16 protein-coding genes are annotated in these 16,361 nt (G+C 66.6%); 7 read left to right on the top strand and 9 right to left on the bottom strand.

The window, feature by feature from the left end; genetic code table 11:
- Positions 1-2: 2 nt before the first annotated feature.
- The 6 genes from FFS27_RS04040 to FFS27_RS04065 form a co-directional block, all read right to left on the bottom strand.
- Positions 3-1,091, bottom strand: a complete 1,089-nt coding sequence (locus FFS27_RS04040; RefSeq protein WP_003109247.1) for an asparaginase — start codon at positions 1,089-1,091, stop codon at positions 3-5.
- 85 nt (positions 1,092-1,176) lie between these two features.
- Positions 1,177-2,850, bottom strand: coding sequence for a gamma-glutamyltransferase (ggt, locus tag FFS27_RS04045; RefSeq protein ID WP_003086881.1), 1,674 nt, complete (start codon positions 2,848-2,850; stop codon positions 1,177-1,179).
- Between the two features lie 77 nt (positions 2,851-2,927).
- The gene (locus FFS27_RS04050; RefSeq protein ID WP_003082761.1) at positions 2,928-3,662 is read right to left on the bottom strand and encodes an amino acid ABC transporter ATP-binding protein; all 735 of its coding nucleotides are present in this window, start codon (positions 3,660-3,662) and stop codon (positions 2,928-2,930) included.
- Positions 3,659-4,327: an amino acid ABC transporter permease gene (locus FFS27_RS04055; RefSeq protein ID WP_003082765.1), complete on the bottom strand. Its 669-nt coding sequence runs from the start codon at positions 4,325-4,327 to the stop codon at positions 3,659-3,661. Before FFS27_RS04055 ends, FFS27_RS04050 begins: the two co-directional genes overlap by 4 nt.
- Positions 4,324-5,070 carry an amino acid ABC transporter permease gene (locus FFS27_RS04060; RefSeq protein ID WP_021263274.1) on the bottom strand — a complete coding sequence of 249 codons (747 nt, stop codon included), beginning with the start codon at positions 5,068-5,070 and terminating at the stop codon, positions 4,324-4,326. The genes FFS27_RS04055 and FFS27_RS04060 overlap by 4 nt, the downstream gene beginning before the upstream one ends.
- 202 nt (positions 5,071-5,272) lie before the next feature.
- Positions 5,273-6,181 carry a glutamate/aspartate ABC transporter substrate-binding protein gene (locus tag FFS27_RS04065; RefSeq protein ID WP_019484341.1) on the bottom strand — a complete coding sequence of 303 codons (909 nt, stop codon included), beginning with the start codon at positions 6,179-6,181 and terminating at the stop codon, positions 5,273-5,275.
- Between the two features lie 451 nt (positions 6,182-6,632).
- Between FFS27_RS04065 and pagP the strand changes: the two genes are divergently transcribed.
- The 3 genes from pagP (at position 6,633) to FFS27_RS04080 (ending at position 9,754) form a co-directional block, all read left to right on the top strand.
- The gene (gene pagP / locus FFS27_RS04070) at positions 6,633-7,091 is read left to right on the top strand and encodes a palmitoyltransferase PagP (RefSeq protein ID WP_003109244.1); all 459 of its coding nucleotides are present in this window, start codon (positions 6,633-6,635) and stop codon (positions 7,089-7,091) included.
- A gap of 95 nt (positions 7,092-7,186) precedes the next feature.
- Positions 7,187-7,981 carry an SDR family NAD(P)-dependent oxidoreductase gene (locus FFS27_RS04075; protein WP_021264498.1) on the top strand — a complete coding sequence of 265 codons (795 nt, stop codon included), beginning with the start codon at positions 7,187-7,189 and terminating at the stop codon, positions 7,979-7,981.
- A gap of 183 nt (positions 7,982-8,164) precedes the next feature.
- Entirely contained in the window at positions 8,165-9,754 is a 1,590-nt protein-coding gene (locus tag FFS27_RS04080; protein WP_003133393.1) for a RimK family alpha-L-glutamate ligase, read from the top strand.
- 10 nt (positions 9,755-9,764) lie between these two features.
- Here the strand turns inward: FFS27_RS04080 and FFS27_RS04085 are convergent, their stop codons facing one another.
- Positions 9,765-11,330, bottom strand: coding sequence for an aminotransferase class I/II-fold pyridoxal phosphate-dependent enzyme (locus tag FFS27_RS04085; protein WP_034013874.1), 1,566 nt, complete (start codon positions 11,328-11,330; stop codon positions 9,765-9,767).
- A 65-nt stretch (positions 11,331-11,395) separates the two neighbouring features.
- Positions 11,396-12,088 (bottom strand): helix-turn-helix transcriptional regulator, encoded by a 693-nt coding sequence (locus FFS27_RS04090; protein ID WP_003082787.1) that lies wholly within the window; start codon positions 12,086-12,088, stop codon positions 11,396-11,398.
- Positions 12,089-12,522: 434 nt separating this feature from the next.
- On the opposite strand from FFS27_RS04090, the gene FFS27_RS33170 reads away from it, so the two are divergent.
- The 4 genes from FFS27_RS33170 to FFS27_RS04110 all read left to right on the top strand — a co-directional run bounded on the left by FFS27_RS33170 (position 12,523) and on the right by FFS27_RS04110 (position 15,559).
- Entirely contained in the window at positions 12,523-12,861 is a 339-nt protein-coding gene (locus FFS27_RS33170; protein ID WP_034013876.1) for a hypothetical protein, read from the top strand.
- A gap of 182 nt (positions 12,862-13,043) precedes the next feature.
- A complete protein-coding gene (locus FFS27_RS04100) occupies positions 13,044-13,394 on the top strand; it encodes a YciI family protein (RefSeq protein ID WP_003082795.1) in 351 nt (116 codons plus the stop codon).
- 174 nt (positions 13,395-13,568) lie between these two features.
- On the top strand, positions 13,569-14,318 hold the full coding sequence (locus FFS27_RS04105) for a DUF899 domain-containing protein (RefSeq protein ID WP_003107663.1): 750 nt from the start codon (positions 13,569-13,571) through the stop codon (positions 14,316-14,318).
- 17 nt (positions 14,319-14,335) lie between these two features.
- A complete protein-coding gene (locus FFS27_RS04110) occupies positions 14,336-15,559 on the top strand; it encodes an RNA polymerase sigma factor (RefSeq protein ID WP_034013877.1) in 1,224 nt (407 codons plus the stop codon).
- 7 nt (positions 15,560-15,566) lie between these two features.
- On the opposite strand, the gene FFS27_RS04115 is transcribed toward FFS27_RS04110, so the two are convergent.
- Positions 15,567-16,361 (bottom strand): MFS transporter (locus FFS27_RS04115; protein WP_137951936.1); only part of this gene is annotated, 795 nt, incomplete at its 5' end.

Consider the following 16,361-nt stretch of genomic DNA (forward strand, 5'->3'; position numbering starts at 1 on the left):
ACTCAGTATTCCCAGAAGATCCGTTGCAGCTCCTTGCTGTCCTGGGTCTTGGTCATCGCGACCGCGGCCAGGATGCGCGCCTTCTGCGGGTTCAGGTCGTGGGCGACGATCCAGTCGTTCTTGTCGTCCGGCTGCTCGGCGTTGCGCAGGACGAAGCCGCCGGCATTGACGTGCGAGGAGCGGATGATCTGCACGCCCTGCTTGCGCAGTTCCTGCAGGGTCGGCACCACGCGCGCGGGCACCGAGCCGTTGCCGGTGCCGGCATGGATGATCGCCTTGGCGCCGGCCTGGGCCAGGGCCTTGTAGGCGGTGTCGCTGACGTTGCCGTAGCTGTAGGCGATTTCCACCGGAGCCAGCGCGGAGATCTGCTTGATGTCGAACTCGGAGTTCACCGTGTGCCGCTTCACCGGTGCGCGGAACCAGTAGCTCTTGCCCTCGACCACCATGCCCAGCGGGCCCCACGGGCTCTTGAACGCTTCGGTCTTGATGTTGACCATCTTGCTCGCGTCGCGGCCGGAGAGGATCTCGTCGTTCATGGTGATCAGCACGCCCTTGCCGCGTGCCGACTTGTCGCCGGCCACCGCCACGGCGTTGTACAGGTTGAGCATGCCGTCGGCGGACATCGCGGTGCCCGGGCGCATCGAGCCGACCACCACGATGGGCTTCTCGGTGTGCTCGACCAGGGTCAGGAAGTAGGCGGTCTCTTCCAGGGTGTCGGTACCGTGGGTGATCACGATGCCGTCGACGTCGTCGCTATCGGCCAGCTTGGCGACGGTCTTGCCCAGTTCCAGCAGGTTCTCGTTGGTGAAGCTTTCCGAGGCGATCTGGAACACCTGTTGGCCGCGGACGTTGGCGATGTCCTTGAGCTGCGGCACGCTGGCCAGCAGTTGGTCGACCGGCACCTTGGCGGCGGTGTAGGTGGCGCTGTTGGCGGCGCTGGCGCCGGCGCCGGCGATGGTACCGCCGGTGGCCAGGATGACCACGTTGGACAGTTTCTGTTGCGGTGCGACTTCCTTGGCCTGGGCGGCCTGCGGCAGCAGGAGCATCAGGGCCATAACACCGGGGGCGAACGCGTGGAGCAATGGCTTCATGGCGATATCTCGTGTCGGTAGGTTGGTAGGGTTATCGTCGTTGCACGCAATCAGGTGCGGGCGGCGTCGGCCGCCCGCCGTCCTGTCAGGGTTTCACCACCAGGCCGACGCCGCGGCCACGGGGATCGGAGGCGGTCTCCAGGGCCTTGCCGTCGACGCGGATGGCCTGGATATCGCCCATGTTCCAGCCCTGGTCCTCCAGGGTGTAGCCCATCGCCTTCAGCTCCTCGGCGACCTTGCCGGCGAGCGGCGCGTAGGCGTCGTAGTAGATCGTGTCCTTGGGCAGCAACTGGTGGTGCACGCGCTGCGCGGCCACGGCCTTCTCCAGCGGCAGGTGGAAGTCGTAGATGTTGTTCAGCACCTGGAAGATCGAGGTGAAGATCCGCGAGCCGCCGGGCGTGCCGACCACCAGGCTGACCTTGCCGTCGCGGGTGACGATGCTCGGGCTCATCGAGGAGAGCATGCGCTTGCCCGGCTCGATGGCGTTGGCGTCGCTGCCGACCACGCCGAAGGCGTTGGCCACGCCCGGTTTGGCGCTGAAGTCGTCCATCTCGTCGTTGAGCAGGAAGCCGGCGCCCTTGACCACCACGCCGCTGCCGAAGTCCCAGTTGAGGGTGTAGGTGTTGCTCACCGCGTTGCCGTCGGCGTCGACGATGGAGAAGTGCGTGGTCTGGTGCGGTTCCAGGCCGGGACGGACCTTCTCGGTCGGCGAGATCGCCGTCGGGTTGACCTCGGCGGCACGCTGCTTCAGGTATGCCGGATCGGTCAGGCGCGCCACCGGGACCTTGGAGAAGTCCGGATCGCCGAGGTAGTCGGCGCGGTCGGCGAACACGCGTTTCTCGATCTCCGCCAGCAGGTGGATGTAGCGCGCGGAATTCAGCTCGACGCCCTTGAAGTCGGCGGCACGGTTTTCCTTGATGCCCAGCAACTGGGCCAGGGCGATCCCGCCGGAGCTTGGCAGCGGCGCGGTATAGAGCGTGTTGCCCTGCCAGTCGACGCGCATCGGTTCGCGCCACCTGACCTTGTAGTCGGCGAGGTCCTGGTGGGTGATCAGTCCCTTGTCCTGCTGCATCTGTGCCACCAGCAGGTCGGCGGTATGGCCTTTGTAGAACTCGTCCGGGCCCTTGTCGGCGATACGCTCCAGGGTCTTCGCCAGGTCCGGCTGGAGGAACGCCTCGCCGGCCTTCATGTGGCCGAAGTAGTCGCCGAAGTTGGTCTTGCCGTTGAACAGCGCGACGGCGTCCTGGCGGTACTGGAACTGCTTGTCGGCGACCTTGAAGCCCTTTTGCGCGTAGCCGATGGCCGGGGTCAGCAGCTCGCTCCAGGGCAGCTTGCCGAAACGCTTGTGGGCTTCCCAGAGGCCCATCACGGTGCCCGGCACGCCGGCGGCCTTGGCGCCGACCAGGCTGAGGTTCTCGATCACCTCGCCCTTGTCGTCCAGGTACATGGTTTTGCTCGCGGCCTTCGGCGCCACCTCGCGGTAGTCGAGGAAGTACGGCTTGCCGTCCATGTACAGGGTCATGAAGCCGCCGCCGCCGATGTTGCCGGCCTCGGGGTAGGTGACCGCCAGGGTGAAGGCGGTGGCCACCGCGGCGTCCACCGCGTTGCCGCCGGCCTTGAGGATCTGCGCGGCGACCTTGGCGCCGTACTCGTCGGGCGCGGCGACGGCGCCGCCGTCGAGCGTGGCGGCGAAGGCCGAGGAGGATGCGGCGGCAATGGCGACGCCGAGGGACAGGGTTCTGAAGAGCACAGGTTGCATGGGCTTTCCCTATTTATTGTTATCGCAGGCGAGGGTAGAGCAGGCCCCCGCCGGGCGGGCCGGCGAGGGCGGGTACATCAGTGCGGGAGGATCTTGGCGAGGAACTGCTGGGCGCGTTCGGAGCGGGCGCTGACGTCGCCGAAGAACTCCTCCTTCTCGCAGTCTTCCACGATCTGCCCGCGGTCCATGAAGATCACCCGGTTGGCGACCTTGCGCGCGAAGCCCATCTCGTGGGTCACGCACATCATGGTCATGCCTTCGTGGGCCAGCTGGACCATCACGTCGAGCACTTCGTTGACCATTTCCGGGTCGAGCGCCGAGGTCGGCTCGTCGAACAGCATCACCACCGGGTCCATCGCCAGCGCGCGGGCGATCGCCACGCGCTGCTGCTGGCCGCCGGAGAGCTGGCCGGGGTGCTTGTGCGCGTGCTCCTTGAGACCGACGCGCTCGAGCAGGGCCAGGCCCTTCTTGGTGGCTTCTTCCTTGCTGCGGCCGAGCACCTTGATCTGCGCGATGGTCAGGTTCTCGGTGATGCTCAGGTGTGGGAACAGCTCGAAATGCTGGAACACCATGCCGACCCGCGAGCGCAGCTTGGGCAGGTTGGTCTTCGGATCGGCGATGGAGGTGCCGTCGACGACGATGTCGCCCTTCTGGAAGGGTTCCAGTGCGTTGACGCACTTGATCAGGGTCGACTTGCCCGAGCCGGACGGCCCGCAGACCACCACCACTTCGCCTTTCGCAACCTCGGTGGAGCAGTCGGTCAGGACCTGGAAGTCGCCATACCACTTGCTGACATTCTTGATGGAAATCATACGGTTAACCTTTTCTGCAGACGTTTGACGGCGAACGAGGCGGTGAAGCTTACGACGAAGTAGACCAGGCCGGCGAAAATCAGGAACTCGTTGGCCTGGCCGATGATGTCGCCGCGCGAACGGGCCGAATTGAGGAAGTCCATCAGGCCGACGGTATAGACCAGCGAGGTGTCCTGGAACAGGATGATGCTCTGTTGCAGCAGCAGCGGGGTCATCTTGCGGAACGCCTGCGGCAGGATCACCAGGCGCATGGTCTGCCCGTAGGTCATGCCCAGTGCCTGGGCGGCGCCCATCTGGCCTTTCGGGATGGCCTGGATGCCGGCGCGGACGATCTCGCAGTAGTAGGCCGCCTCGAACATCATGAAGGCCACCAGGCAGGAGGTGAACGCCCCCACCGGGGTGTCCTCGCCAGTGATCCAGCGCAGGATGAAGGGCACCGCGAAGTAGAACCAGGTGATCACCAGCAGCAGCGGGATCGAGCGGAAGTAGTTGACGTAGAAGCCGGCGATGTTCGACAGCAACTTGCTGTGCGACAGCCGCATCAGCGCCAGCACGGTACCCAGCGCGACGCCGCCGAGGACGCCGAGGACCATCAGCTTGAGGGTCATCAGCATGCCTTCCCAGAGGCTCGGCAGGGCGGGAACGATTCCACTGAAGTCCATCATTTACCTCCTACGGAGATCAGGCCCGGTACGGCGACCTTTCTCTCCACCAGGCGCATGATCAGCATCAGGCTCATGTTCAGCGTGAAGTAGATCAGCGTGGCCAGGGTGAAGGCCTCGAACAGGTTGGCGGAGAACTCGGCGGTCTGCTTGGTCTGCGCCAGCAGCTCCATCAGGCCGATCAGCGACGCCACCGAGGAGTTCTTGAAGATGTTGAGGAACTCCGAGGTCAGCGGCGGGATGATGATCCGGAAGGCCTGCGGCAGCAGCACGTGGCGGTAGATCTGCGGCAGGCGGAAGCCCATCGCGCGGGCCGCCGAGGTCTGCCCGTAGGGCAGCGCCTGGATGCCGGTGCGCACCTGCTCGCAGACCCGCGCGGCGGTGAACAGGCCGAGGCAGACGACCACGCTGAGGTAGGCCGAGGTAGTCGGGTTGAGGTCCTGCTTGAACCAGGTCTGCAGGCCCTCGGGCAGCAGGTCGGGTACCAGGAAGTACCAGATGAACAGTTGCACCAGCAGCGGCACGTTGCGGAAGACTTCCACGTAGGCGGTGGCGATCCCCGATACCAGGCGGTTCGGCACGGTGCGCATGACGCCGAGCAGCGAGCCCAGCGCCAGGGCGATGATCCAGCCGACCAGGGCGATGGCGATGGTCCAGCCCAGACCGGCGATGTACCAGTCGAGGTAGGTTTCGCTGCCGATCCCGGTGGACTTGAAGAACACGCCCCAGTCCCAGTTGTAATTCATGTTGGGGTTTCCCCTCGGTTCAATCGGTTGCAGACACTGGCGGGGAAGGCAGGCGCCGGCGCGGCCGTACGGGCCGGCGGCGCTGCTCTTCCGGGGGAGACGGCTGGGGAGGGGCAGGCCCCTCCCGCGTCCCCGAGGCCCCGCCGCGAGGCGGGGGCGACGCGCGAAGCGCTGGCGCTCCGGGAGGAACGCCTGGCGCTCGTTACATCTGCTCGGCGGCCTTGTCGGTCGGGCTGGCGATCAGCTTCTTCAGCTCTTCGCTCATGGGGAAGTTGAGGTTCAGGCCCTTCGGCGGGATCGGCTGGGTGAACCACTTGTCGTAGATCTTGTTGACCTCGCCGGAGGCGTAGGTATCGGTGATGGCCTTGTCGACCACTTTCTTGAACGCCGCGTCGCCCTTGCGCACCATGCAGCCGTAGATCTCGAAGGACTGCGGGGTGCCGCCGACGACCCAGTCGTCCGGCTTCTTGGCCTTGGCCATTTCGCCGTAGAGCAGCGCGTCGTCCATCATGAAGGCCACCGCGCGGCCGGACTCGAGCATCATGAAGGACTCGCCGTGGTCCTTGGCGGAGATGATGTTCATGCCCATCTTCTTGTCCGCGTTCATGGCCTTGAGCAGGCGCTCGGAGGTGGTGCCGGCGGTGGTCACCACGTTCTTGCCCTTGAGGTCGTCGAAGTCCTTGATGTTGGCGGTCTTCTTCGACAGCAGGCGGGTGCCGACCTCGAAGATGCCGACGGAGAAGTCGACCTGCTTCTGGCGCTCTTCGTTGTTGGTGGTGGAGCCGCACTCGATGTCCACGGTGCCGTTCTGCACCAGCGGGATGCGGGTCTGCGAGGTGACCAGGTTATAGCGGACCTTCAGGTCGGGGAGGTTGAGTTCCTTCTTCACCGCCTCGACCACTTTCAGTTGCAGGTCGTGGGAGTAGCCGATCGGCTTGCCCGGCTCGGTGCCGAGGTAGGAGAAGGGAATCGAAGCGTCACGGTGACCGAGGGTGATGGTGCCGGTGTCCTTGATCTTCTTCAGCGTGCCGGTGAGCTCGTCAGCGACGACCGGAGCGGACAACAGAGCGGCCATGATGGCGGTGCTCAGCAGACTGGGAGCGATACGCATGAATTTCTTCCTCGACTTGTTTTGATTTTTATTGAGCCGCGAGCGCCTGGCCTCTCCGGGACAGGGTGTTTCGCGGTTTTCCCCGGCGGGGGAAGCCACGAGAGTATCGTGCTTGCCGAACAGTGTAGTGGCAGGATGCATGCCAGCTTATGAAATCCGGCTTTTTTTAGCCTAACTATTTGAAAGTAAAAGAAATTAAATTTGGATGAAAATGCCCCGAAATGGCCTTTCGTCCGCTCTTCCGAATATTTTCGGGGCATGGCGTTCGGTTTTCCGAACGTTTCGCCGAGGTCCGTTCTTGAGCCATTCCGGGGTTTTCTGACGGTTCGTTCAGAAATTGTTCAGGCTTCGTTCAGGCCCGATTCAGGCCGGGTTCAGCAGAATTCACGCTGCGAGGCGCAAGCCGTCACGTCTTGCCTTCCTTACCTGGCGACGGCCGCCTGGAGTCCCCATGCGCTATCTCATCCTGAGCCTGCTGGCCGTGCTCGCCGCACCTGCCTGGGCTGCCGACGACGGCGACTTCTGGTACCTGCAGACCAGCGTCTACACCCGGCATTTCAACCCGGACCCGGAACACAACAACCACCAGGACCTGCTCGGCCTCGAATACAACCGCGCCGATGGCGTGCTGGCCGGCGGCGCGACCTTCCGCAACTCGTTCAGCCAGCGCTCCAACTACGCCTACCTGGGCAAGCGTTTCGACAGTGACAGCCACCCGGTCTACCTGAAGCTCACCGGCGGCCTGTTGCAGGGCTATCGCGGCGAATACCGCGACAAGATCCCGCTGAACCGCTTCGGCGTCGCGCCGGCGATCATCCCCTCGGTGGGCGTTCGCTTCGGCCCGCTGGGCAGCGAGCTGGTGCTGCTGGGCAATTCGGCGGCGATGATCAACCTCGGCCTGCGTCTCTGAGGCCCAGGGCGGGCACGGAACGCTGGCTGGTCTAGGCTGTCGTCTGTTCCCCGAGCCGCGTTCCTGAGCGGTTCGTCACTCGACAGGAGACTCCCATGCAGATCGATCTGAGCGACAAACTGGCAATCGTCAGCGGTTCCACCGCCGGCATCGGCTTCGCCATCGCCAGCGGCCTCGCCGCCGCCGGCGCCACCGTGGTGGTCAACGGACGCAGCCAGGCGGCGGTGGACCGTGCGATCGCGGCGATCCGGAACGGCCAGCCGGATGCCAAGGTACGCGGCGTCGCCGGCGACCTGGGCACGGCGGAAGGCTGCGCGGCTTTCGTCGCGGCCGAGCCGAAGGCGGACATCCTGGTCAACAACCTGGGCATCTTCGAGCTGAAGGACTTCTTCGACATCGAGGACGCCGAGTGGAGCCGCTTCTTCGAGGTCAACGTGATGTCCGGGGTACGCCTGGCCCGCGCCTACGTCCCGGGAATGGTCGAGCGGGGTTGGGGGCGAGTGGTGTTCCTGTCTTCGGAATCGGCGTTGAACATCCCGGCGGACATGATCCACTACGGCTTCAGCAAGACCGCCAACCTCTCGGTGTCGCGCGGCCTGGCCAAGCGCCTGGCCGGCACCGGGGTGACGGTGAATGCGGTGCTGCCCGGACCGACCCTCACCGAAGGCGTCGCCGAGATGCTTCGCGAGGATGCGCAGAAGGCCGGGCAGAGCATAGAAGAGGCCGGCACCGCCTTTGTCCGGCAGCACCGTTCCAGTTCGATCATCCAGCGCCTGGCGACGCCCGAGGAAGTCGCCAACCTGGTGGTCTACACCTGCTCGACCCAGGCCTCGGCGACCACCGGCGCGGCCCTGCGGGTCGACGGCGGGGTGCTCGACAGCCTGGCCTGACGAGCGCGCAACGCCAGCGTAAAAATGCTCCTCGGCACTCGCGGCGCGGTACCCGGCGGCCCTGGCCGGTTGCCGCGCCGGCGTCTGGCGGCGGCGCTCGTAAAGCTTGCGTAACGAGGCGCGACAGGAGGCGCCGGCAGGTCTAGAACGGCAGGTACCGTCATTCAGAGGATACCGCCACTCATGTCAGCAGCCTCGTTAGCCACCCTCGACGGGTCGCTCCGCATGACCCCCGTCGAGCAACCCCGACCGCCGGCTCTCGCCGACCTCGGCAGCCGCCTGATGATCGTCGTCGAGCGACGCGAGGACTGGGCCTCCTACCTGCCCAGCGAGGAAGTACTCACCGCCCAGGAATACCTCGAGCAATCGGCGCGCGACCACGGCGGCCGCCGCGTGCAGGTGATCAACCTGTGCCGCGGCTACAAGTACCTCGGCCTCGGCTACTACTGTTCGCTGCTGGCCGAGGCCCGTGGCCACCGGGTGATCCCGTCGCTGCGCTGCATCAGCGAACTGGCTCGCAAGTCGGTGTACGGGCTGGCCCTGGGTGGCCTCGACAAGGCCCTGGACAAGGCGCTGTGCCGTACGCCCTATGGCGCCACCGACGGCTTCACCCTGACCCTGTATTTCGGCCATACCGAGTTCGAGCCGCTGGCCGACCTCGCGCGCCAGTTGTTCGAAGCCTTTCCCTGTCCGATCCTGCTGGTGGAGTTCCGTCGCCAGCAGGGCTGGCATATCGAGGGCGTGCGCCCTGGCGTGCTGAACCGCTTGCGCAGCGACCAGGAGGATGTCTTCGCCGATGCCCTCGACGGTTTCAGCCGGCGCGCCTGGCGCATGCCGCGTTCGCGGCGGGTGGCACGCTACGACATGGCGATCCTGCACGATCCCGACGAAGCGCTGCCGCCGTCCAACCCGCAGGCGCTGGCCAACTTCGTACGGGTCGGCGCCAGCCTCGGCATCGACGTCGAACTGATCGGACGCAAGGACTACGCGCGCCTGGCCGAGTTCGACGCCCTGCTGATCCGCGAGACCACCCGGGTCGACCACCATACCTATCGCTTCGCCGAGAAGGCCGAGCGCGAAGGCCTGGTGGTGATGGACGACCCGGCATCGATCCTGCGCTGCACCAACAAGGTCTACCTGGCCGACCTGCTTGGTTGCCGGCAACTGGGCATGCCGCTCACCGAGATCCTCTACAAGGAACGCCCGCAGGACTGGCAGCGGGTGGCTCGGCGCCTGGGCTTCCCGCTGGTGCTGAAGATTCCCGATGGCTGCTTCTCCCGTGGCGTGGTCAAGGTCAACGACGACAGCGAACTGCTGGCGGCGGCGAGCGAGCTGTTCGAGCGCTCGGTCCTGTTGCTGGCCCAGGAGTTCTTCTACACCGAGTACGACTGGCGCATCGGCGTGCTCGACCGCCAACCGCTGTACGCCTGCCAGTACTTCATGTCGCGCGGCCACTGGCAGATCTACAACCACAAGGCCGACGGCCAGGACGTCAACGGCGAGTGCCGCGCCGTGCCGCTGGAGCAGGTGCCGCCGGCGGTGCTGGAGCTGGCCCTGGAGGCCGCCGGGCGGATCGGCGACGGCCTCTACGGGGTGGACCTGAAGCAGGCCGGCGACAAGGTGCTGGTCATCGAGGTCAACGACAACCCGAATATCGATGCCGGCATCGAGGACGGCCAGCTCGGCGACGAACTCTACCGACGCATCCTCCAGGCCTTCGTCCAGCGCCTGGAACTCAAGCACCGTGGCCAGTTGAGCAAGGCGCTGCGCTGAACGGCGCGCCTCAGTCCGGCCGGCGCGTGGCCAGGTGCAGGCCGGAGCCGCGGGCGAGGGCTGCCGGCCTGACGCAACGGACCCGGTAGCGGCCGCGCTCATCGATCTCGATGCCCTGCAACTCGGGAGCGAAACCGGGAAAGTGCTCGCCGAAGGCCTGCAAGGCCAGCAGGTAGTCGATCAGCGCCGGCGATTCCTCGGCCACCCGTTCGCCGGGCAATAGCAGCGGTGTGGCCGCCGGATGGACGCCGACCAGGCTGGCGACCACACGGCCGCCGAGCCTGTCGATCGCCACCGCTTCGGTTTCGTCCCTGACCAGGTGCCCATAGACCGTGGCCGGCGCCAGCGCGGCGTGGCCGGCAGCCCTGGCGGCGGCGTCGGCGAGGGCGGTCAGGTGCAGCCGCAGGCTGGCTTCGTGGATCATCGCGCAGAGTTCGCGCAGGCCGATGTAGCGGTACAGCGGCGAGCTGTCGAGCAACTCCGGCAACACCTGCTTCAGCGGCGCATCGTCGTCGTGCCGGCGTTTGAATTCGCACAGCCTGTCCACCAGCGGCTGCGCGTGTTCCGCCCTGGCGCCCTGGGGAAACAGCAGCAGGAAGCGATAGTCGCCGGTGCGCAACGGGGCGATGCCGTGCCGGCGCAGGTAGCGGCAGACCACCGCGGCGGGTACTCCGAAGCTGGCCGGGCGACCGCGCGAATCGAGGCCGGGGGCGCTCAGGGCGACGCGCAGCGGGTCCAGCCGAGGACTGCTGTCGAGTGTCTCGGCGAGCCCGTGCCAGCGCTTCGCCGGCGTCTCCCGGCCGGCCTCGATGCCAGGCCCCGGGTTGCCCCGCAGTATCTCGAAGAACCACGTATCGCCATCCTCCCTGGCGAGCCGCGCGGCGGCTTCCCAGAGCGCCCGGCGAAAGGCCTCGGCGATGTCGCCGGCGTGCGCCGCCGGGGCTCCTGCGGACGTCTTGCGGTAGGCCGTGGAGAGGTCGTTCAGCGGCGTCGCCAGGTGCTCCGCGGTGCTCTCCGAGCCGATCCGCCACTGCTTGGCCGGCGCCAGATCGAGGCGTGCGCGGCCGTTGTAGCGGGCGCTCACCGGCGTGCGCGGGACCGGCGGGGCATAGTCGCGCAGCCGCCTGGGGCCCGCCGGGGCGCGCCATTCGCGCAGGTCGCTGTCGATGCGCTCGGCGATGAAGCGTGCGGGGCCGGCGGCCAGGTTGAAGCATCCCTGGACCTCGTCCAGTAGCTGGCTGGACAACTGCTCGATGCGCAGTTGACGAAACAACAGGAACAGCGGGATGGACGGCGCGACCTGGCGGAGTTCATCGAGGGCCGCTAATTGTGCGGCTTCGTTCTCGCCTGTCGGCTCCGCGACGAGCAGGAGGATGCCGGCGGGGTGCGCGGCGTTGCCGAGAAAATCCAGGGCGACCTTGCGGCTTGGCGCCTGGAAGAGCCTATAGCCGCGTATTTCCAGTTGTCGACAAAGCTCGGAAAGACGATTCGCATCATTGGCCGCGTTTATGTTGGAAGTGACGAGTATTGAATGACGCGAAGGATTGTTTCGAGACATGCTGTTGTCCTTGTCCATTCGAACCGCTCGGTTTCGCCGGCAAAAGCGTCGCCCGGCACGCCGAAGGCTCTCGCGAGGCGCGACTAGTGATTGATGATGTACTTGGCGCTGGCGAAGGTCGGCGGGATATAGAAGTTCCACTTCTTTTGCCGGGCGAGTGCCTTGAAGGCGCCGATGCAACTGCAACCGACCTTCTGGAAGATGTTGCTCTTGTGGAACTTGACGGTACTCAAGGAGCGGCTGATCTGTTCGGCTATTTCTTTTTCCGAGAGGCCGGAAAGCAGCAGGTAGATCACGTCCCATTCGCGCGAGGTGAACAACTCCGAGGGGGGCGTGAAGGTGAAGGTACCGATGCCGTCGGTGGCGATGAAGCCGCGCGGGGCGACCGAGGTCAGGGTCTTGGCATGGGCGATCACCCCGGTGCGGTTGCCGCGCCGGTCATACAGCGGCATGCGTTCGAAATACAGGCAGCAGGGCGCCGGATGATCGTCCGGCCTGAGCAGCGCCAGGGCCTCGATGCGCTTGCCGGTCTGGATGACCAGCTTGTCGTGCTCTTCGATGCTGGCACTGAAGGGGGACAGCAGGGAGTTCTTCTGGCCGAACCGCGGGGTGATCAGTTCGGTATAGCGACGATTGACATAGACGAAGTTGAGACAGTTGTCTTTCACACTCCAGGCCTCTTCGCTCTGCTCCCAGGAAATGATCAGTTCGATGGGAATGTGCACCGACATGTGGTGAGTCATGTCCAGCAGCTTTTCGATATCCAATAGCGTCATTGGCTACTCCACTCATTTACATGTGGGCGGGTCTTTGAATGGAAGATAGATGGCGAGGCGAGTGCGTACCGGGATGTTTGTTGGGTCCTGCGGAAGTTTCTCTGGCAAGTGCTATCTTCTTTTCGGTGGCGTTCGACTCCTGCGTCTGCGAAGTGTTATCGGAACAACTACGCCGGGGCGCAATTCGATTTCAGGTTATATCCGCGACCTCATGCTCAGGCTGTACTTTTGATCGAGTTTTTTTGCGCTGTTCTAATAGGGGGCGGGCGCGTTGTTCGAAAAGTCGATTGACAGCTGACGGAGGTGGCCAGGGTCCTATCGAACAATTCCAGGAATTCCCTTTTTCCAATGCGCGATGCCGCCGGTCCGTACTTCGCTCGCCGGGACCATTGCGCGGCTATGGTGGAATTCCCGAGGCCTATCGAGGTTTTGTCATGTCGCGTGTGCTTTTCCTGCTCCTGGCCATGGCGCTCGCCGGCCTGGGCCAACCGACCCTCGCCGCGCCCCTGCCGGACGAGCTGCCGGCAGCGTTGCCCGCCGCGCCGCCGGTCGCGCCGTTGCCCATGGGCGGCGCGCCACAGCCGCAACCGGAGGCCGCCGAGCCGGACCTGCCGGGCAGCGACGCGGCCAGCGCCGACGGGGAGGCAACGGCCAAGGACGGCTTGAAGATCGGCAACGGCAGTCTCCGCCTGCGCCAGGACGATCCCGGGCCGACCCGGGAAAGCCCGCTGCGCGATCCCCGCCTGAATCCCTACGCACCGCGCCAGCCCTGACCGACGGCCCGTGCCCGGTGGCCGGGCGGGTCTAGGCTTGTGCTGCGGTCGGCGGCGTTCCACGGCGAGCGCCGACCGTTCGTCCGCGCCGCGGGCTTTTTTCCCCGCCGCTGTCGAAAGGCGCCCTCGCCGGGCGACTACCGAACGAACGGATCGTCGATCCGCACCAGGAGCCCACCGCCATGAAATACCTCTGCCTGATCTATTTCGACGAAGCGAAGCTGGCCGCCGTGCCGGCCGAGGAGCTTGCCGCCATCGTCGACGAGTGCATGACCTACTCCGACCAGTTGGGCAAGGCCGGCCACTACATCGCCTCGCACGCCCTGCAGTCGGTGCAGACCGCCACCACCCTGCGCCACCAGGGCGGGCGGCTGGCGATGACCGACGGGCCGTTCGCCGAGACCAAGGAGCAACTCGGCGGTTTCTACCTGATCGAGGCGCGCGACCTCAACCAGGCCCTGCAGATCGCCGCGAAGATTCCGCCGGGACGGCTCGGCTGCGTCGAAGTGCGACCGGTCAAGGAATGGGAGTGAGGGCGCCCGGCGTCGGAGGTGAAGCATGTGCCCCCTTTGCATCGCATCCCTGTCCCTGCTGTGCGCCGGCGGCGCTTCGCTGGCCGGCTTCGCCCTGGCGACCGGGCGCCGGCGCCGCTGGCGGAACGACCCCGGGCAGGCTGGAAAACCGAGAATTTCCGTGGAGAATCGGCAATGAATCCTTCTTTGCAGGACCACCCGGTGAGCAACCGGGAACAATGGCTGGACGCCCGTCGCCGTCTGCTGGCGCGGGAAAAGCAACTCACCCGCCTGCGCGACCAGGTCGCCGCCGAACGACGCGAACTGCCCTGGGTCAGGGTGGACAAGGACTACCGCTTCCAGGGCGAGCGCGGCGAGCGTTCGCTGGCCGAGTTGTTCGGCGGCAATAGCCAGCTAATCGTCTACCACTTCATGTTCGCGCCGGGCTGGAGCGAAGGCTGCGTCGGCTGTTCGTTCCTCGCCGACCACATCGACGGCGCCAACCGGCACCTGGCGCACCACGACGTCAGCCTGGTGGCGGTATCGCGCGCGCCCCTGGAGGAGTTCCAGGCGTTCCGCCGGCGCATGGGCTGGCGTTTCGACTGGTACTCCTCGTACGGCAGCGATTTCAACCGTGACTTCGGGGTGTCCTTCGACAAGGCGCAACTGGCCGCCGGCAGCGTCGACTACAACTACCAGCCGACCCCCGACGCCGGCGAGGAAATGCCGGGTGCCAGCGTGTTCCTGCGCAATCCGGCGGGCGAGGTGTTCCACACCTATTCGGCCTATGCGCGCGGCCTCGACATCCTGCTCACCACCTACAACTTCCTCGACCTGACGCCCAAGGGGCGCAACGAGGACGCGATCATGGACTGGCTGCGTCACCACGACCGCTACGACGAGGCGCCGAAAAGCGCCTGCTGCCACGCGCAGGCCAGCCATTGAGGGAGCACGGCGAGCCGTTGCGCAGCCGCATCGAGGCGCTGTACCGCGAGGAGTCGCGGCGCGTGCTGGCGACCCTGATCCGCCTGCTCGGCGATTTCGAGCTGGCCGAGGAAGCCTTGCACGACGCCTTCATCGCCGCCGTCGAGCAGTGGCCGCGCGACGGTATCCCGCGCAACCCGCGCGCCTGGCTGGTTTCCGCCGGGCGCTTCAAGGCCATCGACAACCTGCGCCGGCGAGCGCGCTTCGACGCCTCGCAGCGGCTGCTCGCCGAGCAACTGGAAGAGCAGGCCGAGGCGCCGGCGGAGGAGGGCGATGCGGTGGAAGACGACCGGCTACGCCTGATCTTCACCTGCTGCCACCCGGCGCTGCCCCCCGAGGCACAGGTGGCGCTGACCCTGCGCGAGGTCTGCGACCTGCGCACCGAGGAGATCGCCCGCGCCTTCCTCGCCGCGCCCAGCGCCATCGCCCAACGCATCGTGCGGGCCAAGAACAAGATCCGCGAGGCCCGGATTCCCTACCAGGTACCGACCCTGGAGGAACTCCCCGAGCGGCTGGGCAACGTCCTGCAAGTGATCTACCTGGTGTTCAACGAGGGCTACTCGGCCTCCACCGGCACCAGCCTGACCCGCGCCGATCTCAGCGGCGAGGCGATCCGCGTCGGCCGCCTGCTGGTCGAACTGCTGCCCGACCCCGAGGCCCTCGGCCTGCTCGCCCTGATGTTGCTGCACGACTCGCGGCGCCAGGCGCGGACCTCGGCCAGCGGCGAACTGGTGCGGCTCGACGAGCAGGACCGCACGCTATGGGATCGCGGACTGATCGTCGAGGGGCTCGGCCTGGTCGAGCGAGCCCTGGCCAGCCGCCGTTTCGGGCCCTACACCCTGCAGGCGGCCATCGTCGCGGTGCACGCCCAGGCGCCGCGCGCCGAGGACACCGACTGGGCACGGATCGTCGCCCTCTACGACGCGCTACTGCGCCTGGCGCCATCGCCGGTGATCGAACTCAACCGCGCCGTGGCCTTGGCCATGCGCGATGGCGTCGAGGTCGGGCTGGCCGCGGTCGATGCGTTGCTGGCGCGGGGTGAACTGGCCGATTACCACCTGGCGCACTCGGCGCGCGCCGACTTCTGCCGCCGTCTCGGTCGCCGCCGCGAGGCCCGCGAGGCCTACCGCGCGGCGCTGGCCCTGGCGCGCCAGGAGCCGGAGCGGCGCTTCATCGAGCAGCGCCTGCGCGAACTCGATTGAAGCCGGCTCAGGCGCCGTTGGCGCAGGCCGTACGCGCTTCGCCGCCAACGCCACGGGTGAACCACCAGAACGCCAGGGCCGCCAGGCTGATCGCCGCGCCGAGCAGGCTCACCGCGTCCCAGCCGGCCCAGGCGTACATGGCGGTGCCGGCGCTGGCGCCGAGGCCGCTGCCGGCGGCGTAGAACAGCATGTAGCAACCCACCAGGCGGCTGTGGGCGCGCGGGTCGATGGCGAAGACCAGGCTCTGGTTGAGCACATGGATCGCCTGGCCGGCGAGATCGAGCAGCAGCACGCCGAGAATCAGCGCCGCCAGCGAATGCGCGCCGAGGGCGAGCGGCAGCCAGGACAGCAGCAACAGCAGCAGGGCGCCGCCGCTGAGCGCCTGGGCGTGGCCGCGATCGGCCAGGCTGCCGGCCCGCGCCGCGCCCAGCGCGCCGAGCGCGCCGACCAGGCCGAAGGCGCCGATGGCGCTGTGCGACAGCGAATACGGCGGCGCGCTGAGCAGCAATACCAAGCTGCTCCAGAACACCCCGAAGGCGGCGAACATCAACAGCCCGAGCAGGCCGCGCACCTGCAGCACGCGCTGGCTCGCCAGCAGGCCGAACATCGAGCCGAGCAGCTGCCGGTAGGACAGCCCCAGTTCGTTGCTCGGCGCCGCCGGCAGTACCCGCCAGAGCAGCAGGCCAAGCCCGCCCATGCTCGCTGCCGAGACCAGGTAGACGCTGCGCCAGCCGCCGAGGTCGGCGAGCAGCCCGGCCAGGCTGCGCGCCAGCAGCAGGCCGATCACCACGCCGCCCTGCGC

The sequence above is a fragment of the Pseudomonas sp. 2VD genome, from assembly GCF_005503585.1.
Lineage (GTDB): Bacteria > Pseudomonadota > Gammaproteobacteria > Pseudomonadales > Pseudomonadaceae > Pseudomonas > Pseudomonas aeruginosa.